Consider the following 18,925-nt stretch of genomic DNA (forward strand, 5'->3'; position numbering starts at 1 on the left):
GTTCCTCCCAGTGCACCGATCCGGCAGCGTCGCCGTCCAATGTGGCCTATGTATACCTGTTAGGCATGGGCGATACTAGACGTCCAGGCGGAGAAGGCGGGTGGCGAGAACCACAGCCCGTATCCGAGCGAACAGGTAGGTACGGAGCGGGAGGGAGGGGAGCGCGTGCGGCTGCCGCTCCTGGCACTCCTCACCCGTGGCCCGGCGCACGGTTACGAGCTCAAGCAGGACCTTGAGAAGCTCCTGGGCGCCGCGTACCCTGAGCCGAATGTCGGCCAAATCTACGTCACTCTTGGGCGGCTGGAAAAGGCCGGTCTGATCGCCGGTGAGGATGTCGAGCAGTCCGGCAGACCCAATAAGCGTACGTACCGGCTCACCGACGCCGGGCACGAGGCCGTACTCGCCTGGTTCGACGAGACCACGGACGAACCACGGGTCCGGGACGAGTTCTTCATGAAGATCGCCCTCGCACCCGAGTCCGGTCTTGCCGACCCGATCCAGCTGATCAACAAGCAGCGGCGGCAGTATCTGAACACCATGCGTGATCTGTCGAAGCTGGCCGCGGCCGAGGACCGGGACAACAGGGTCTCCCAGCTGCTGATCGAGGGCGCGATGCTGCATCTGCAGGCCGACCTCGACTGGCTGGAACGCTGTCAGGAGGAGCTGGAATGAGCGACGACACCGCTCCCGTCGCGCTGGGCACCCCCGATGCGAAGGGCACCGTGCCGATCGTGCGCGCCGAGGGACTGACCAAGACCCATCACGGCGAAGGCGCACCGGTTCCTGCCGTACGCGGAGTGGATCTCACCGTTCAGCCCGGGGAATTCGTCGCCGTCACCGGGCCCTCCGGCGCCGGAAAATCCACGCTGCTCCATCTCATCGGCGGGCTCCAGCGGCCGGACAGCGGCTCACTGTGGCTGGACGGCCGCCGGGTGGACGCATATCGCGAGGCCCGCTGGGCGGTGCTGCGCCGCAAGAGCATCGGCATCGTCTTCCAGTTCTTCAACCTCGTCTCCGACCTCACCGTCGCCGACAACGTCGAACTGCCCGCGCTGCTCGCGGGCGCGTCGCCCAAGGCGGCCCGCGACAGTCGGGCCGAACTGCTCGCCGAACTCGGCCTCGAAGGCAGGGAACGCTCCATGCCCGGCGAACTCTCCGGCGGTGAACAGCAGCGGGTCGCCCTGGCCAGGGCCCTGGTGAACCACCCCGCGCTGCTCCTCGCGGACGAGCCTGCGGGAAGCCTCGACAGCAAGGGCACCCGGGAAGTGCTCCGGCTGCTCTCCCGTTTCCACCAGCGCGGCCAGACGATCCTGCTGGTCACCCATGACGCACGGATGGCCAGCGCGGCGGACCGGGTCATCAGCTTCTTCGACGGGCGCATAGCCGACGACGCGGCACTCGACGCGGGTCACCGCAGCACCGGCCGCGGAGTCTCCGGCGTACTCGAACTGAAGGAGTGAGCGTGCGGGCCACTCTGCGCTGGGCGCACGCCGACCTTCGGGCACACCGCGGACAGTCGGTCTTCGTCGTCCTGGCCAGCGCCGGCATCATCGCCTCCCTGCTGCTGGCCGTGGCCCTGTTCAGCTACGCCGCCAACCCCTGGCAGCGGATCTTCACCCAGTCCCAGGGTGCCCATGTCTGGCTCCACACACGTGTCCCCGCGGAGACGGGCGCGCTGTCCGGTCTTGACGGCATCGCCGGAGTCTCGGGGCCGTACCGCACCGGTCAGGTCACCCTGGAGTCCCGCGGGGCGAGGGCGGGCGTGTCCCTGCGCGCGGCGGGCACCGAGCCGCCGGAGATCGCCCGTCCGCTGGTCACCGCCGGCCACTGGCTCGACAGGCAGGCCGGGGGAGTCGTACTGGAGAGCTCCCTCGCGCGCGTGCTCTGGGCGGAGCCCGGCGACACCCTGACCGTGGTGGCAGCGGACGGCACCGCGCGCACCCTGCGCGTGTCCGGTGTCGCGGAAGCCGCCGAACCCCGCTACCGGCCGGGCGGCGAGCCCGGCATCGGCTGGGTGCTGCCCAGCACGCTCGACCGGGTCGCACCGGGCAGCACCGGACGGAGCGTGGGGCTGCGTCTCAAGGATCCGGCCGATCTCGACTTCACCGTCCAGCAGGCCGTCACCCTGCTCGGCGCCGACCGGGTCGCCCAGGTGACCAAATGGCAGCAGGCGCGTGCCGAGGCGGGCAGCGACGACCGGCTGCTCGGGCAGCTCTTCGCCGTCTTCGGTCTTGGTGCCCTGCTGGCCGCCGCGCTGGCCGCTTCCGGAGCGATCAGCGCCCGGATCCGCGGACAGCTGAGGGACATCTCCATCCTCAAGGCGATCGGGTTCACGCCGGGCCAGGTGGTACGCGGCTTCCTCGCCCAGCACCTCGCCTTCGCGCTGCTCGGGGTCACCCTGGGCACGGCCGCGATCGCGCTCCTCGGCGCCCGGATACCCGGCCGGATCGGGGAGGCTGCCGGGGTGTGGCAGGACCTGCCCGGGAACACGGCCCTGATGATCGGTGTCCCGAGCGGGGCCGTGCTGCTGATCGCTTCCGCCACCGGACTCGCCGCCTGGCGGGCCGGCCGTGTCCCGCCCGTGCCCGTCGCCCGGGCGGCACTTCCCTCGGCCGCCCCGATGACAGGTCTGGGGCGCCGGGCGCTCGGTATGCGGGTACCGCCCGCGCTGGTCCTCGGCTGGCGGGCGGCGTTCCCCCGGCGTCCGCGCACCCTGATCACGGTGGCCCGGCTCGCGCTGCCGCTCCTCATGATCACGGTTGCGCTCGTCGCCTGGTCGACGCTGGACATGTTCCGCAGCCGCCCCGCCGAGATGGGAGTGCCCGCGGCACTGACCGTACGGGCCGAACAGCCCGGGAGCCTCAGCGGCCAGGAGCTTCAGCGCGCGCTGACCGCGCCCCGGGACGTCGCTGCCGTCCATCCGGGCGTGGAGGTCGCGGCACTGGTGCCCGGGCAGACCGGCACCATCACGCTGCGCGGGCTGGGCACCGCAGGCGCTCCCTATCCCTTCACCGTGGTAGAGGGGCGTCCCGCCGACGGCCCCGACGAGGCGGTCGCAGGCCAGGGGCTGCTCGATCTGCTGGACGTACGGGTCGGCGACTGGGTGCGGATGACGGTGGAAGGACGGCCGCAGATCCTGCACATCGTCGGCCGCAGCATCGAACCCGAAGCCGGCGGCCGGGTGATCTCGACAACGGTCGACACACTCGAAGAACGCGACCCCGCTCTGCGGCCGGACTTCTACCATCTCGTGCTGCGGCCGGGCGCGGATCCCCGGGCGGTGAGCAGCGATCTCGCGGCAGCGGCCGGAGGGGCCCTGGAGATCCGTGAGACAGCCAACCCCGGGGACCGGCTGGAACCGGCGCGCGGCGTGATCGCCGCCCTGATCGGGGTGTTGGCCCTCATCGGGCTCACCGAACTGCTGACGCTGATCGGCACCGGCGTCCGCGACCGCGGCCGCGATCTGCTCGCGCTCAAGGCGATCGGCCTGACACCTCGCCAGATCAGTTCGGCGATCGTCGCGGCCGCGGGCTTCACGGCACTGGTGGCCGCTGTGCTCGGCACGGGGCTCGGGGTGCTGTCCGGCAGCTGGCTGGTGGACACCCAGGGCCGCTCGAGTGGAATGGGCGCCGGCATCGCCCATGTCCCGCCCGCGCTGTTGCTGGCTTCGGTCGTCGTCGGCGCCGTGCTCGGCGCTGTCGCGGCGGCGGCGGTACCGGCGGCCCGGACGGCCCGCCGCCGACTGGCGGATTCGCTGGCCGAAACGCTCTGAGCGTTGCGCTTGTGAACTGCCGTTACGCCGTTTGACGATCCGGCCGCCGGGCGTGACATAACTCATCGTCTTCGCTCGCGATCTGCCCGAAGTCCTCCGGTACGGTGACCAACGCTCCGCACTGACCTGCACACTCATCGAAGACCTGAGGCCGTCCGCCCCGCGACACGACAGGGGAGTTTGATGTTCCGCAAGGTATTGGTCGCCAACCGTGGTGAGATCGCGATCCGCGCATTCCGCGCAGCGTTCGAACTCGGCATCTCCACGGTGGCGGTGTTCCCTTACGAGGACCGCAACTCATTGCACCGCGCCAAAGCGGACGAGGCGTACCAGATCGGTGAACCCGGCCATCCCGTACGGGCGTATCTGTCCGTCGACGAGGTGATCAAGGCCGCGCGCAAGGCCGGGGCCGACGCGATCTACCCCGGCTACGGCTTCCTGTCGGAGAACCCGGACCTTGCCGCGGCCTGTGCGGAGGCGGGGATCACCTTCGTCGGACCGCCCTCGTCCGTACTGCATCTGACGGGGAACAAGTCCCGCGCGGTCGCCGCGGCACGGGAGGCCGGAGTACCGGTACTCAAGTCGTCGCAGCCGTCCACGGACGTCGATGCGCTGCTCGCGGCCGCCGACGACATCGGTTTCCCGGTGTTCGTCAAGGCCGTGGCCGGTGGCGGCGGCCGGGGCATGCGCCGGGTGGCCGAACCCGGCGAGCTGCGCGAGTCGATCGACGCGGCGATGCGCGAGGCGCAGTCCGCGTTCGGCGACGCGACGGTCTTCCTGGAGCAGGCGGTCATCAACCCCCGCCACATCGAAGTGCAGATCCTCGCCGACGCGCACGGCAATGTCGTGCACCTCTACGAGCGGGACTGTTCGGTGCAGCGGCGCCACCAGAAGGTCGTCGAGATCGCGCCCGCCCCGAACCTGGACCCGGCGCTGCGCGAGCGGATCTGCGCCGACGCCGTCGCGTTCGCCCGCCACATCGGATACGTGAACGCGGGCACCGTCGAGTTCCTCGTCGACGAGCGCGGCAACCACGTCTTCATCGAGATGAACCCGCGTATCCAGGTCGAGCACACGGTCACCGAGCAGGTCACCGGCCGGGACCTGGTGATCGGGCAGCTGCGCATCGCCGCCGGCAGGTCCCTGCCCGAACTGCGCCTGACGCAGGACGACATCGTCCTGAACGGCGCCGCCCTGCAGTGCCGTATCACCACCGAGGACCCCGCCAACGGCTTCCGGCCCGACGTGGGCACCATCTCCGCCTACCGCTCTCCGGGCGGACCCGGCGTCCGGCTCGACGGCGGCACGGTCCACACCGGCGCCGAGGTGTCGGCGCATTTCGACTCGATGCTGGTCAAGCTCACCTGCCACGGGCACGACTTCGCCAACGCCTCCCGTCGCGCGCGCCGGGCGATTGCCGAGTTCCGTATCCGCGGAGTGGCCACCAACCTGCCCTTCCTCGGTGCGGTACTCGACCACCCCGAGTTCCGGGCGGGCCGGATCACGACCAGCTTCATCGACGAGCACCCGGAGTTGATAAGAGCTCGCCCGTCGGCCGACCGCGGCAGCCGCATGCTCAGCTACCTTGCCGAGACGACCGTCAACCGGCCGCACGGTCCGCGTCCGAGCGTCATCGACCCCATCGACAAACTGCCCGCCACCTCGCTCGGTGAGCCGCCGGCCGACGGCTCGCGGCAGCGCCTCGCCGCCCTGGGGCCGGAGGCCTTCGCGGCGCAGCTGCGCCGTCAGTCGGCCGTCGCCGTCACGGACACCACGTTCCGTGATGCCCACCAGTCGCTGCTCGCCACCCGTGTGCGGACCCGCGATCTGCTGGCCGTGGCCCCGCACGTCGCGCGTACGGCGCCCGAGCTGCTGAGCCTGGAGTGCTGGGGCGGCGCGACCTACGACGTGGCCCTGCGCTTCCTTGCCGAAGACCCCTGGGAGCGGCTCGCGGCGCTGCGCGAGGCGGTGCCCAACGTCTGTACGCAGATGCTGCTGCGCGGGCGCAACACCGTTGGATACACGCCCTATCCGACCGAGGTGACGGAAGCGTTCGTCGCCGAGGCAGCGGCCACGGGCATGGACATCTTCCGGATCTTCGACGCGCTCAACGACGTCTCCCAGATGCGCCCGGCGATCGATGCGGTGCGCTCCACGGGCACGGCACTGGCCGAGGTCGCGCTCTGCTATACCGCGGACCTGTCCGACCCCGGCGAGAAGCTCTACACGCTCGACTACTACCTGCGGCTGGCCGAGCAGATCGTCGAGGCGGGCGCCCATGTGCTCGCCATCAAGGACATGGCCGGGCTGCTGCGCCCGCCCGCCGCCCGGACCTTGGTGACAGCGCTGCGCGAGCGGTTCGACCTTCCGGTGCATCTGCACACCCACGACACGGCGGGCGGACAGCTGGCGACGCTGATCGCCGCGATCGACGCGGGGGTCGACGCCGTTGACGCCGCGGTCGCTTCGATGGCGGGAACCACCAGCCAGCCGTCGCTGTCGGCGCTGGTCGCGGCCACCGACCACACGGAGCGGGCGACCGGGCTCTCGCTGCAGGCCGTCGGCGATCTGGAGCCGTACTGGGAGGCCATGCGGAAGGTCTACGCGCCGTTCGAGTCCGGTCTTGCCTCGCCCACCGGGCGGGTCTACCACCACGAGATCCCCGGCGGTCAGCTGTCGAACCTGCGCCAGCAGGCCATCGCGCTCGGCCTCGGCGACCGCTTCGAGCTGATCGAGGACTGCTACGCGGCGGCGGACCGGATGCTGGGCCGCCTGGTGAAGGTGACTCCGTCGTCGAAGGTGGTGGGCGACCTCGCGCTGCATCTGGTCGGCGCCGGGGTGGAGGCCGCGGACTTCGAGTCCGACCCGGCCAAGTTCGACGTGCCGGACTCGGTGATCGGGTTCCTGCGCGGCGAGTTGGGCGACCCGCCCGGTGGCTGGCCCGAGCCGTTCCGCACCCGGGCCCTTCAGGGCCGTCCCCAGAAGACCGAGGCGCCCACGCTGTCGGACGAGGACCTGCGAGGTCTGCGCGAGACGCGCCGGGCGACGCTGAACCGGCTGTTGTTCCCGGGCCCGACCAAGGAGTTCGAAGCCCACCGGGAAGCCTACGGAGACACCTCCGTACTGCCCACACAGTCCTTCTTCTACGGCCTGGAACCGGACACCGAGCACATGGTCACCCTTGAGCCGGGCGTCACGCTGCTCATCGAGCTGGAGGCCATCTCCGAGGCCGACGAGCGGGGTTTCCGCACGGTGATGGCCACGCTGAACGGGCAGCTGCGACCGGTGTCCGTGCGGGACAAGTCCATCGCCACGGAGGTCAAGGCCGCGGAGAAGGCCGAGCGCGGCAATGAACGCCATGTCGCCGCACCGTTCGCCGGAGTGGTCACGCTTCAGGTGGAGGAGGGCGATTCGGTGTCCGCGGGCCAGACGGTGGCCACCATCGAGGCGATGAAGATGGAGGCGTCCATTACGGCGCAGCGCGGCGGTACCGTCGGCCGGCTCGCGATCGGCAAGATCCAGCAGGTCGAGGCGGGCGACCTGCTCATCGAGATCAGCTGAAGCCGGGGGCATCGCACCTCGTTCGGCGGCTCGCACGGTCCGGCTCCTCGCACGGGCGGGTCCCACCCCGTAGAAGGTAGGGACGCATACCACTCAGGGAGCCGCCCGTGAAAGCCCTCGTCGCCTCCGACTACATGCCGCTGGACCGGATCGCCGTCACCGATCACCCCACTCCCGCCCCCGGACCGGGGCAGGTGCTGATCAAGGTCGAGGCCGCGGCGCTCAATCCGCTCGACCTGATGCTGATCACCGGCGCGGCCAAGGAGCTCTATCCGGCCCAGCACCCTCTGGTGGTCGGCATGGACGCGGCCGGCACCGTGGCCGAGGTGGGGGAGGGCGTTTCCGGATACGCGCCCGGCGATCCAGTGGTCGCCTTCACCGGACAGGCAGGCGCCGTGGCCGAGTACACGGTGGCGTCGCCCGGGCCCCTGCTGGCCCGGCGGCCCACCGGCCTGGACAGCCTGCACGCGGCTGCCATCCCCGAATCGGGGCTCACCGCGGTCTGCCTGCTGCGCGCGGTCGCGCTCGCGGCGGGCGAGAGCGTGCTGGTGGTCGGGGCCACCGGCGGCATCGGGCTGTACGCGGTACAGCTGGCCGACGCGCTCGGTGCCCGGGTGATCGCCACGGCGACCGAGGCGGACGAGGAGTATCTGCGAGGTCTCGGCGCCGCAGATACCGTCGACTACAAGAAGGCCGATGTGGTCGAGCAGACCTTGCGCCTGGTCCCCGGCGGCGTCGATGCCGTCGTCGATCTGGTCAACGCGGGCGAACGGGTCACGGACACCGCGCGTGCGGCCCGCCCGGGCGGCCGCCTTGTGTCACCGCTCTTCGGGCCCGCCGAGCTGGAGCGCGACGTCTCACCGGTCTACATCGGCCGTTTCCAGGCCCTGCCGGGCGATCTCGACGACCTGGCGGCCCGGGCGGCGGACGGGAGGCTGCGGGTGGAGCTCGGCGCGCGCTACCCGTTGGAGGACGCCGCACAGGCGGTCGCCGACTTCGCCGGGAAGCACATCCGCGGCAAGGTCGTCATCACCGTCGCCTGACGGACGGCGTACCGGCGACCGACGAAAGGGATGGCTCTCATGAAGCGCAGGATTCTCGGTGGCACGGGCATCTCGGTCAGTGAATACGCACTGGGCACGATGATGTTCGGCGCCTGGGGCAACGCCGATCAGCACGAGTCGGTCCGTATGATCCACCAGGCGCTGGACGCGGGGATCAACGTGGTGGACACGGCCGATGTCTACAGCCTGGGCGAGTCGGAGGAGATCGTCGGCAAGGCGCTGAAGGGCCGCCGGGACGAGGTCGTGCTCGCCACCAAAGGCAGCAGCTCGATGGGTGACGATCCCAACAACAGAGGAAACTCCCGGCGTTGGCTCACTCGCGCCGTGGAGAACAGCCTTCGCCGCCTGGGCACCGACCATATCGACCTCTACCAGGTCCACCGCCCCGACGCGGACACCGATATCGACGAGACCCTGTCCGTCCTGTCCGATCTCGTACGCGCGGGCAAGGTGCGCGCGATCGGCCACTCCACCTTCCCGGCGGAACAGATCGTCGAGGCCCAGTGGACGGCCGAGCGGCGCGGCCACATCCGGTTCCGTACCGAGCAGCCGCCGTACTCGATCCTGGCCCGGGGTGTCGAGGCGGCGGTACTGCCGACGGCCCAGCGTTATGGCATGGGTGTACTGACCTGGGGCCCGCTCAGCGCGGGCTGGCTCTCCGGCAAGTACGCGAGGCCGACTGACATCAACCTCGAGGCGGGGAGCGGCCGGGCGGCCCTTGAGCGGCACAAGTTCGACCCGTCGGTGCCGGGCAACGCCCGCAAGCTGGAGGCCGTCGCCGAACTGACGAAGCTGGCCGACGAGGCGGGCCTGAACCTCCCGCACATGGCGATCGCATTCGTACGCGCCCACCCGGCCGTCACCTCGGTGATCATCGGCCCGCGGACGAGTGAGCATCTGGAGGACCTACTGGATGGCGTGGATGTCGAGCTGAGCGCGGACATCCTGGACCGGATCGACGACATCGTCCCTCCGGGCACGGATCTGAACAGGGACGATTTCTACTACACGCCGCCCGCGCTCTCCGACTCGTCCCTGCGGCGCCGCTGACGCCACGGGCTATTCGGCCGTGGTCAGTGATGTCACCGCCGCGGCCAGGATCTCCGCGTAGGCGGCGTCGCCGGTATAGCCGGTCTGACCGTGGCCGGTCACGGGCGGCTCGACCGTATTGCCCGGCTGCCGGCTGTACTCGATGGGATCAGGCAGGGGATTGGTCCGGGGAGTCGCCGGAATCTCGGTGTCTCCGGGCCGCCCGTCGGGCCGGTCGACCCGAACGGCCGCTCCGACGGGATCGGTCTCGTGCCACAGGTTGCGCCATTCCTTGACCCGACTCGCAAGTCCCGTGAGGGACTTCGCGTTGAACCAGGCCGGGAAGTAGCGTGCGTACAGCCGTGACAGAGGAGATCCGTAGCTGATCAGACAGACCCGTTCGCGGAAATGGCCCGGCAACTGCCAGATCGCTGCAGCGGCAAGGATCGATCCCTGCGAATGAGCGGAGAGGATCACTCGGTGATTCTCGCTCAGGCCGCACCAGTATCTGATCCGCAGTACGAGCTCAGGTACGGCGCGCTCGGCGTAACACGGCGGTCCCAGCGGGTGCGCGGCGCGGGGCCAGAAGGTCCCGACGTCCCAGAGGATTCCCACGACTCGGCGGATCTGCTGGTTGGCGTACGCCGCTCTGCCGAGAGCCACGATGGCCACGAGGAAGCCGACGACACACCAACTCCCGTACATCAAAAGGAAGTTCACTGCGGACTTCCCCATGCCGAGTTCGTCTGCCGCTTGCGCGGGAGTGATGAATTCACCCTCTCCCGCCGCGACACATCCGAAGGCGACGATGAGCAGCAGAGCCGGAATCGTGAGCCCCACGAGAACATACGGAGCCAGATCGGTGAGCGACGCGGACGCACGCGCACCCGCGATCTGCTGTGTCCGGCCGGAGTTCCGGTCCTTCGGGAGCAGGCGGTAGTACGCCTCCACGCGCGGGCGTTGCTTCCGCCTGCGTGCGATGTACACGCACCAGAGCGCGATCAGGGCGAGCACCATGAAGGCGGACTCGACCCCGAAGCCGACGGCAGCCCACGCATAGGTCGGCGGGGGAGTGAGCTTGGTGCATGCCTGCGCCGACTCCTCCACCGGTGTGCCCTTGCAGTCGAGCCAGTCCGCGACCCGGAAGGCGACACCGGCGGCGAACGCGCTGCCCAGCAGAAGTCCGAACAGTGCCAGGAGCGGCCCTCCCGCGCTGAACCCGGCACGCCGGCCACCGTCACCGTTCCTGAGCCGGAGAACCGTGGCGATGACGGCAAGAACCGTCCAGACCCCGAGCTGGGCGAGGAACACGCCGTTCACGGTCGCGGCGAAGTACGGCAGCCCGCCCTCGGCATCCCACCCCTGACGGGACCAGGGCGTATAGACCAGGGCGAGCCCGAGCGTCGCAAGGGCCGTATATCTGACCCACGAAGGCAGGACGTGCCACCACTGCCCGGCACCCGGCTTCTCCTCGCACAACAGCAGAAGCAGCGCCGCCACGACGACAAGACCCGCCAGGGAGAGCAGAACCCAGCCCGCGTAGGGAAGGAACGAGTCCCGCCCCTGATCGGCCTGAAGCGCCGGGGCGACGAGAGAGGCGGTCACCGACGACAGGGCGACGGCGACATGGAGGGAGCGCAGCCTGCCCACCCGTTCCCTGCCGTCCCAGAACTCCTGCCCGGCCATGGGGTGGTCGGGGTGCAGCCTCGCCACCTCCGGGGCGTACGACTCGTAGTTCCGCCATGTCTGACGTGACAGGAACCAGATCAGGGCGATGACGGCGATCGGCACCAGTGAGGTCACGACGAGCCGCCGACCGGGCTGCTCCCACCAGGATCCGTCGGGGACGGTCAGGAAGCTGAGCCAACTGCGGTCCTTGCCGCATCTGTTGCCGTCGCCGGTGCACTGCCAGCCGATGAGGTCCATGCTTGCCCCGACCGCGGAGAGCGCCAGGGTGATCGTCAGCCCCATGGCGAGCAGCCGGACCGCCTTGCCGTAGGCGCGTTCACCCCATCCGGGCCCGCCCGCCTCGGAACCGGCGCGGCGAGGACGCGCCCAGATGGCGATGTTCACCAGCATGAAGGGCAGCAGCAGCAGCCATAAGGCCCGTGTGGCGCCACCGGATGTGAGGTTGCCCCAGGAGTAGGCCTCCAGTTGGACCTGGCGAGGTGAACCGGGTGGCCGCAGGCGGTGGTACTCACGGTAGAAGCCCGCCTGTTTGTCTCCGGCCACGGGCTCGACGAGGGGCACATTCAGGGTCTTGTCCGGTGGCGTACCGGAAACGCCGTGGACCCTCAGCTCCAACACGCATGGCTGTTCAGCCTGTTCCATGCGGACGACAATGCACCATTTTGGGCGTTGAAGGGAATGTATGCATGCTAGGTAGAGCGCGCGGCGCCCATCAGCGCCTCGCCCACGCTCGTCCGCGCATAGAGCACCACCCGCCCCGTACGGTGCGCGCTCACCAGACCCGCCTCGCGCAGCGCCGTCAGATGCTGCGAGACGCCGCCCGCCGAAATGGCGATGCGGCGGGCCAGATCCGTGGTGGAGGCTGGTGCGGCCAGTTCGGCCAGGAGCAGGGCGCGGGTGCGGCCGAGAACGCCGGCCAGGGCGTTCGAGCAGGGCTGGGGGCGCTGCTCCCACAGAGTGCCGATGCCCCGTGGCGGATAGCGCAGTGTCGGCTGCCAGTCCTCGCTGCCGAGCGTGGAGAAGATCCGCGGCCAGGTGAACGCCGAGGGGACGAGCAGCAGCCCCCGGCCGTCCAGCTGCCGCACCCCGCGGGTGCAGCGGTGCTCCATCTGCAAAGTGCCCGACTCCCAGGTGAGCTGGGGGTCGAGATCGTCGAAGAGCCGCCGGGTGCCGCCCTCGGCGAAGCGCTTGGCCCGGTACATGATGTCGCCCTCGAGCAGGGTGAGGATCCGCGGCCAGTACGGCGCGAGCGCCACTTCCCAGTAAGCGGCGATCACGTCCGCCAGCCGGGAAAGGCCGCGCTCCGGGTCCTCGCGGAGGGCGGCCACACCCGCCTGTGCTCCCGGCGATGTCGTACGCAGCAATGCGAACGCCGTGGACCGCAGCGCCGCCAGCTCCACGTCGAGCGAGGGCTGTGGGGTGGTGGGCGGTGGCACCAGGAAGCCGGGGATGCCGACGGTGGGCACGGTGATCAAGGAGGACAGCGGCGCGAGGCCCAGTTTCGCGGCCGCGAGCTGTACGCGCACCCTCTCTGCCCACCACCGGTGCATGCCCTGCTCGTCGGCGCCCTTGAGCACCCGCACACTGGCCACCACCTCCCACAGCGGAGAGACGGCGAAGCGCGTACGGGCCACGTCCTCGGCCGAGAACTCGACCTCCAGCAATCCGCCCCGGGCCTGCAGCTGATGCACCATTCTGCTGAGGCTAAATCATTGGTACGGGAGCGGGGCCCCCGGCACCGTACCGATCATGCCCACCCAGACCCCCTGGCGGATACCCGACTTCCGCACGCTCTTCACGGCCTCCGCGCTCAGCCAACTGGGCACCAACATCGGCTATGTCGCCGTCCCGCTCATCGCGGTCACGGCACTCGACGCGAGCCCCGGCCAGGTCGGCCTCCTCGCCACCCTGAGTACCGCCGCCTTTCTCCTCATCGGCCTGCCCGCTGGGGCATGGGTGGACCGGATGCGCCATCGCAGGGTCCTGATCGGCGCGGATCTGGCACGGGCCGCCCTGTTCGCCTCGGTGCCGCTGGCCTGGTCGCTGGACGCCCTCACACTCGGGCAGCTCTGTGCGGTCGTCCTGCTGAACGGCTGCGCCACCGTCTTCTTCGACGTGGGCTCGCAGAGTTATCTGCCGCAACTGGTCGGCCGCGAAGGTCTGGTGCAGGCGAATGCGGCGGTCGTGAGCCTCCAGGCCGCAGGCAATGTCGCGGGCAGGGGCGCCGGAGGCGGGCTCGTGATGCTGCTGACGGCGCCGATGGCGGTGGTGGGCACGGCAGTGCTGTATCTCGCATCGGTGCTCCGTCTGATGAAGATCCGGCCGACGCCGACCCCGTCAGCCGATCCCGGGCGGCAGCCGGCGACCCGCCTCACCGCACAGATAGCCGAGGGGCTGCGCCATGTACTCGGCAACAGGCAACTGCGGGCCCTCGCGTTCACTGCGTCCCTCAGCAATCTCGGCGCGCAGATCATCAACACCCTGCTGCCGGTGCTGTTCGCACGCGAACTCGGGCTGTCCGCAGGCGTGCTGGGCCTGTACTGGGCGGTGGGCGGCATCGGCATCTTCCTCGGTGCGCGCTGCGCGCGCCCCCTGGCCCGGCGCCTGGGTTACGGCCGCACCCTCGCCCTCGGCGGACTCTGCGCGGCGCCGACCGGGCTGGTCATCCCGCTCATCGACCGAGGCCCCTGGATCTGGCTGGCCGGGTCCGGATGGCTGCTGGTCACGTTCCAGATGGGCCTCAAGAACGTACTCGGCGTCAGCCTGCGCCAGCATCTGACTCCCGACCCGCTCCTCGGCCGCATGAACGCCACGTTCCGCTTCATGCTCACCGGTGCGGTCGCCATCGGCTCCGCGACGGCAGGACTGATCGGCGAGTTCGCCGGAGTGCGCACCGCGCTGTGGGTGGGCGGCTGCTGTCTGGCCCTCGCCTTCCTGCCCGTCTTTCTCACGTTCCGGGCAGCGGTCCCGAGCGGTGAAAATGCGTTGCCGGGTGGCCTGCCCACTGAGAGGCTTCCGGCCATGTCCGAGAACAGAACCAGCAGTTCGCACGGTGTAGGCGCCCTCTTCTCGCACGGGCGGCTGACGGCGATCCCACGCAAGCCGGCCCGCCGCGAGCAGTTGCTCGTACACCTCACGGAGACGCTCTTCGAGCACGACCGCGCCTACAGCGAGCGCGAGGTCAACGACGCACTGCTCACGGTGCATGAAGACTATTCGGCGCTGCGCCGCTATCTGGTCGTGGCGAGCCTGCTGGACCGGACGAAGGACGGCAGCAGCTACCGGCGGGTCCGGTAGCTGCGTGGCCAGGCACGGCGGTCGCCGTGGCTGGCCATCGGGTCGGGGTTCCTGTCCGGCTGTTCGGGTTTCAACCCTCAGCGCGCGGCGGGCCCCGTCCAGTCGGCTGCCACATGGGCGATGCGTACACGCTGCGGGTGGTCGCCGACTGCCACGGACGCGACCTTCCTGCCGGTGGCGAAGTCGATCGCGGTGACGCGATCGGCACCGCTCTCGGAGATGACGCAGGATTCGCCGTCGCCGCTCACGGTCGCCCAGTACGGCTTGGAGGCCGCCACCAGCGGCCCCTCCTGGAGCGATGCCCTGTCGACGATCGTCGCGTAGTCGTCCATGGTCCCGGCGATGCACAGCTTGTCGCCCGCTGCGTTCATCGACATTCCGTGGTGGCGCGAGTCGTTGACCCAGGTGGTGCGGTCCTCGCTGGTCGCGGGATTCTTCGGCAGCGTCTTCGCCCGGGTGATCTTGTCGGAGGCGACGTCGTACTCCAGGAAGCCGTTGAAGAAGGAGACCTGGAAGTAGAGCTTCGACTCGTCGGGGGTGAAGGCGACGGGCCGTACGGCGTCCGACAGGTCCTGGCGGCCGAAGGCGTCGAGCCGCTGGCGCATGTCGATGACCCTGACCTCTTTGAAGGTGCCGGCGTCGACGACGGTGATGCGCCGGTCGCCCTTCGTCCAGTCCATCGAAGGATCGTCGAGGGCGGTGTTGACCTCGCCGATCGACATGTTCCACAGATACTTGCCGCCGCCGGTGAAGACATTCTCGTGGGGCTTGTCGCCGGTCTTGAACGACCCGAGCTGCTTGCCGGTCCGGATGTCCAGTACATGCACGGTGTTGGACGTCGAGGCCGACACCGCGACACGGCTGCCGTCGGGAGAGACGGTCATGTGGTCGGAGCGGTAACCGGACACAGGGAAACGCCAGTTGATCCGGCCGGTGGCGAGGTCGATCGACACGACGTCGGCGAAGCTCGGGCGTGAGACGACCATGGCCGTGCCGTCGGGCGTGGAGTACATGTCGTCGACGAACTGGTCGTGTCCTTCGCCGGGGCCGTTGCGGATGCCGAGGAAGTAGACGAGCTTGACGGGGTTGAGGTAGATCTCGGTGAGCCGCTGGTCCTTGTCCGGTATGACGTTGATGCGGCCGATCCTGGCGAAGTCGCCGCGGGAGTTGATGACGTCGGCCGTGCCGTCCCAGTTGTTGCCCACGAACATCACCTCCTTGAGACCGGCGGCGGCGCCAAGCGTTGAGGTGGGTTCGGCGGGTGCGGTGGATGAGGCGAGGGCGGTCGTCGTGGAACCGGTGACGGCCAGGGCGACGGCTGCGGCGAGTGCGCCGAACGCACGCCGGGTGATCCGCCGTGGACGCCGGCTTGCGGGCAGAGACATCGTCGTCGTTCCTTCCGTGGGGGCGCGACCGGACGGGCTAGTGCCAGGAGCTGCGGCAGGGCCAATCTGAATACGGGCCGGTTCAGATTGGGCTACTGGAAAGTAACGACAGGCGGCGCGCTCCACAAGACTCGCGACACGAGAAAATGGTCCGGACCGACGAAGGAGGGGCGAGTGGCCGGCAGGCTCAGACAACCGACTGGCCGCTACGCGGGCAGGTCCGCCGAGGAACGGCAGGCCGAGCGGCGTGGGCGGTTCCTCGACGCCGCACTCCAGCTCTTCGGCGACAGTCCCGGCTACCGGGCCACGACCGTCGCGGCACTGAGCGAGGCGGCGGGACTGTCCACCCGTCAGTTCTACGAGGAGTTCCGCACCCTCGAAGACGTACTCGCCGCGCTGCATCTCCAGGTCAACGACTGGGCGGAGGGAGCAGCGCTGGCCGCCCTCGCGGATGCCGACGGCCTCCCGATCGCACGTCGCGCCGCGGCCACCTTCCGCGCGTACGCAGCCAACGTGACCGGTGACCCGCGTCGTATACGCATCACGTTCGTCGAAATCATCGGCGTCAGCCCCCGGCTGGAGGAACAGCGTCTGGCCCGGCGCTCGCGCTGGGTGGACCTGATCTGCGCCGAGGCGGCAGCGGCGGTCGAACGCGGCGAGGCGGCGCCGCGGGACTACCGCATCGCGGCGGCGGCCTTCATCGGAAGCGTGAACGGCCTCCTGCACGACTGGAAGGCGGGCTGGGTGGACGCGACGCTCGATCAGGTCGTGGACGAGCTGGTGCAGTTGCTGCTGGGAATCCTGCGCCCGGTCGACCGGGAACCGGGTGCTCAGCGACCGGGTGCTTAACGGTCGGAGCCACTGTGCGGTGCGAGTCGATCACCTGCCGGCCGGCACCGAGCCCTCAATACGCGCGAGTTGTGCCGCGAGGCTGTTGAGCCATTGCTCAAGGTCGATCAGCGTGGGCAGGGAAGCAGAGCCCCGCAGCTCAGGAGGCGCGTCGTGCCCCGGGAGGGCCGGCGGTCGCAGGGGTGCGCTCTCCTCGGAGCAGAGCGCGGCGACCCCGTCCGTGGCCAGGGCCAGTCGGTCGGCTGTCGTGCGGGCCCATGCGGCGGCGTCCGGGGGGACAGCGGTCCCGGGCAGGTCGAAGCGGGGCAGCCAATGGGCGCCGAGCAGCACGTGGTTGGCCGTGATCAGCACGGCATGCCAGTCCATGAACTCGGCCGACGGCTCGCCCGGTTCGGATCGGTGCTGGAGGTACGCGGCCTCGGCGAGGCGGAGGCGGTGGACGACGGGGGGCGTGGCCGGCAGGGGCGCTGAACCAGGTGGGGTGGTGAGGAGCACCCTGACGGTTCCGGTGATCAGCGGGCCGCACGAGCGCAGCAGGTCGGACATGTTCCTTTGGACCTCGCGCCGCGCCCCGGCAGGCCAGGCGAGCAGACCGCACAGCAGACCGATCGCGCTGCCCGTGACCACGTCCACGATCCTGGCCTCGGCCAACTGCCAGGAGGCGGGGGCGATCTGGGCGAACGCGTCCGACACCACGAGCGTGAACAGGGCCTGCGCCCAGGCGATGCCGAGCAGCGGGCCGAGGGCGAAGGCGGCCAACATGGCGGGCGCCAGCACCCCCGCGTACGCATCGGGGTGCTGCCCGACGACGACCAGCAGTGTGCCCGCGGCGATGGCGCCGGCGAGCGTGCCGGCCAGTGCCGAACGCACCGCCGTCCAGGTTGCCCCCGCGGTGGTGCGGCCGAGTGTCAGCACGGCGAGCAGCACCCAGAATCCGTGGGACAGGTCCAGCGATCCGGCGACGAGACGGGCGGCGCCGAGCCCGAGTGCGGTCCGGGTGGCGTTCTGGAACTGGACCGAACGCAGCGTCGTATGGCCGACGAGCCGACGCCACCACAGGCGCGGGGTGCGAGCGTCGGCGTACCAGAAGAGTGCCTGCGGCTGGATCGGCCGTGTGCGCCTCCCGTGCAGGCCGACGCGTACGGAGGTCTGAAGGCTCCGGGTCGACTCGGCCATGGCCAGAACCGCGGCCTGGCGGCGCAACGCCGCGACGGGCGGGGCGGCTTCGAGTGGTCCCGTCGACTGCGCGATACGCAGGGCCTGGAAGTTTCGTATCGCCATTTCCAGGGCGGGAGGCCCCGACCGCGGGGGAGGGTGCCCGGTGCGCAGGGCGTGTGCGGTGGTGGCGCAGTGCTCCGCGATACGGCCGAGGAGACCGGCCGACGCGGCGTCCGCTTGCGCCTCCGCGCCGGCGTCCCGGTCCGGGCCTGCGGCCGCGTGCCGGTCTGCGTCCGCCTCCGCCTCCTCGTTCCGGCCGGTCCGCGGCGTGTCACCCAGCTGCGCCAGTTGGTCCAGCAGTCTGCGGGCCGCGGCACCTGCCTGGGCCAGGGCCCGGTCCGAGCGACCGGCCCCGGCGGGCCGTTCGGCGGGCGGAAGGCGGGAGAGCCGCAGCTGCGCACCGGCCGCCCGCAGCCGTTCTGCCGAGTCGGCGGATCCTTCGGCCCCTTCGACTCCTTCGGCCCCGGCGGCCGCCGCCTCGGCCGCACGACCCGCGATCGTGACGGCCTCCGCCAGGCTCTCCCGGTACGTGGTGGCCGGCGGCGCGGGCAGCAGGAAGACCTCGCACGCGGCGAGCAGCAGCACCCCCAGAGTGAGCCCGGCCAGCCGTGCCCCCAGGGCCTCCGGCGCGTAGGGCGGAAAGCAGGCCAGGATGTAGAAGAGCTGAAGCCCGGGCGCCGCACTGGCCGGACGGGGCCCCGCGACCGCCGCGAAGGCGAGGGCGAATCCGACGACCAGCATCCCGAGAACCGCCGTCCACGTGTGGACGGCCAGCACCGTTCCCAGAGCGACGAGCACCAGGCCCACCGGCAGCGCGCGCAGCATCACGGCGGCCCGCTGCCGCCCGGAGCCGGGGATCGATGACAGCATCCCGAGCGCCACAGGACCGAACAGGGCGTACAGGGCCGTCTCCGGCTGATCCGCCGCGTAGACGAACGGATAGAACCCGGCGCAGGCGGCCGTGGTCACCCGGACAGCCCGGTGCACGATCGCGGTACGGTCCGGCCGCCGCGCGCGGGCGCGATGGCGCCGCGGGCGCTCTTCGGCGGGGCGTGCCCGGC

The 18,925-nt window shown here is 70.4% G+C and carries 12 protein-coding genes; 8 read left to right on the plus strand and 4 right to left on the minus strand.

Features of this window, described 5'->3' with window-relative positions:
• Positions 1-165 precede the first annotated feature (165 nt).
• From ABZS64_RS32010 to ABZS64_RS32035, 6 genes are all read left to right on the plus strand, one after another.
• The gene (locus ABZS64_RS32010; RefSeq protein WP_355837283.1) at positions 166-672 is read left to right on the plus strand and encodes a PadR family transcriptional regulator; all 507 of its coding nucleotides are present in this window, start codon (positions 166-168) and stop codon (positions 670-672) included.
• The gene (locus ABZS64_RS32015) at positions 669-1,460 is read left to right on the plus strand and encodes an ABC transporter ATP-binding protein (RefSeq protein WP_355837285.1); all 792 of its coding nucleotides are present in this window, start codon (positions 669-671) and stop codon (positions 1,458-1,460) included. Before ABZS64_RS32010 ends, ABZS64_RS32015 begins: the two co-directional genes overlap by 4 nt.
• A gap of 2 nt (positions 1,461-1,462) precedes the next feature.
• Positions 1,463-3,772: an FtsX-like permease family protein gene (locus ABZS64_RS32020; RefSeq protein WP_355837287.1), complete on the plus strand. Its 2,310-nt coding sequence runs from the start codon at positions 1,463-1,465 to the stop codon at positions 3,770-3,772.
• A gap of 183 nt (positions 3,773-3,955) precedes the next feature.
• Positions 3,956-7,333 carry a pyruvate carboxylase gene (locus ABZS64_RS32025; RefSeq protein WP_355837289.1) on the plus strand — a complete coding sequence of 1,126 codons (3,378 nt, stop codon included), beginning with the start codon at positions 3,956-3,958 and terminating at the stop codon, positions 7,331-7,333.
• A 107-nt stretch (positions 7,334-7,440) separates the two neighbouring features.
• Positions 7,441-8,376 (plus strand): NADP-dependent oxidoreductase, encoded by a 936-nt coding sequence (locus tag ABZS64_RS32030; RefSeq protein WP_355837291.1) that lies wholly within the window; start codon positions 7,441-7,443, stop codon positions 8,374-8,376.
• Positions 8,377-8,415: 39 nt separating this feature from the next.
• A complete protein-coding gene (locus ABZS64_RS32035) occupies positions 8,416-9,447 on the plus strand; it encodes an aldo/keto reductase (protein WP_355837293.1) in 1,032 nt (343 codons plus the stop codon).
• A 9-nt stretch (positions 9,448-9,456) separates the two neighbouring features.
• Here the strand turns inward: ABZS64_RS32035 and ABZS64_RS32040 are convergent, their stop codons facing one another.
• On the minus strand, positions 9,457-11,757 hold the full coding sequence (locus tag ABZS64_RS32040; protein WP_355837295.1) for a hypothetical protein: 2,301 nt from the start codon (positions 11,755-11,757) through the stop codon (positions 9,457-9,459).
• A 47-nt stretch (positions 11,758-11,804) separates the two neighbouring features.
• Positions 11,805-12,809 carry a winged helix-turn-helix domain-containing protein gene (locus ABZS64_RS32045; protein WP_355837297.1) on the minus strand — a complete coding sequence of 335 codons (1,005 nt, stop codon included), beginning with the start codon at positions 12,807-12,809 and terminating at the stop codon, positions 11,805-11,807.
• Positions 12,810-12,864: 55 nt separating this feature from the next.
• Here ABZS64_RS32045 and ABZS64_RS32050 point away from each other — a divergent pair, with 55 nt between their 5' ends.
• Positions 12,865-14,412, plus strand: coding sequence for an MFS transporter (locus ABZS64_RS32050; protein ID WP_355837299.1), 1,548 nt, complete (start codon positions 12,865-12,867; stop codon positions 14,410-14,412).
• A gap of 77 nt (positions 14,413-14,489) precedes the next feature.
• On the opposite strand, the gene ABZS64_RS32055 is transcribed toward ABZS64_RS32050, so the two are convergent.
• Positions 14,490-15,797 (minus strand): YncE family protein, encoded by a 1,308-nt coding sequence (locus ABZS64_RS32055; protein ID WP_355837301.1) that lies wholly within the window; start codon positions 15,795-15,797, stop codon positions 14,490-14,492.
• Positions 15,798-15,971: 174 nt separating this feature from the next.
• Here ABZS64_RS32055 and ABZS64_RS32060 point away from each other — a divergent pair, with 174 nt between their 5' ends.
• Positions 15,972-16,646 (plus strand): TetR/AcrR family transcriptional regulator, encoded by a 675-nt coding sequence (locus tag ABZS64_RS32060; RefSeq protein WP_355837302.1) that lies wholly within the window; start codon positions 15,972-15,974, stop codon positions 16,644-16,646.
• Positions 16,647-16,676: 30 nt separating this feature from the next.
• Here the strand turns inward: ABZS64_RS32060 and ABZS64_RS32065 are convergent, their stop codons facing one another.
• Entirely contained in the window at positions 16,677-18,833 is a 2,157-nt protein-coding gene (locus ABZS64_RS32065; protein ID WP_355837323.1) for an FUSC family protein, read from the minus strand.
• Positions 18,834-18,925: the final 92 nt, after the last annotated feature.

Origin of the sequence: Streptomyces sp. NPDC005408, assembly GCF_040606445.1 — a bacterium.
In the GTDB taxonomy this organism is placed as follows: domain Bacteria; phylum Actinomycetota; class Actinomycetes; order Streptomycetales; family Streptomycetaceae; genus Streptomyces.

Excerpts from the sequence above, each read along its gene's own strand:
- ABZS64_RS32015 (WP_355837285.1), top strand. The coding sequence starts at position 669 with ATGAGCGACGACACCGCTCCCGTCGCGCTGGGCACCCCCGATGCGAAG.
- ABZS64_RS32025 (WP_355837289.1), top strand. The coding sequence starts at position 3,956 with ATGTTCCGCAAGGTATTGGTCGCCAACCGTGGTGAGATCGCGATCCGC.
- ABZS64_RS32035 (WP_355837293.1), top strand. The coding sequence starts at position 8,416 with ATGAAGCGCAGGATTCTCGGTGGCACGGGCATCTCGGTCAGTGAATAC.
- ABZS64_RS32040 (WP_355837295.1), bottom strand. The coding sequence starts at position 11,757 with ATGGAACAGGCTGAACAGCCATGCGTGTTGGAGCTGAGGGTCCACGGC.
- ABZS64_RS32045 (WP_355837297.1), bottom strand. The coding sequence starts at position 12,809 with ATGGTGCATCAGCTGCAGGCCCGGGGCGGATTGCTGGAGGTCGAGTTC.
- ABZS64_RS32050 (WP_355837299.1), top strand. The coding sequence starts at position 12,865 with ATGCCCACCCAGACCCCCTGGCGGATACCCGACTTCCGCACGCTCTTC.
- ABZS64_RS32055 (WP_355837301.1), bottom strand. The coding sequence starts at position 15,797 with ATGTCTCTGCCCGCAAGCCGGCGTCCACGGCGGATCACCCGGCGTGCG.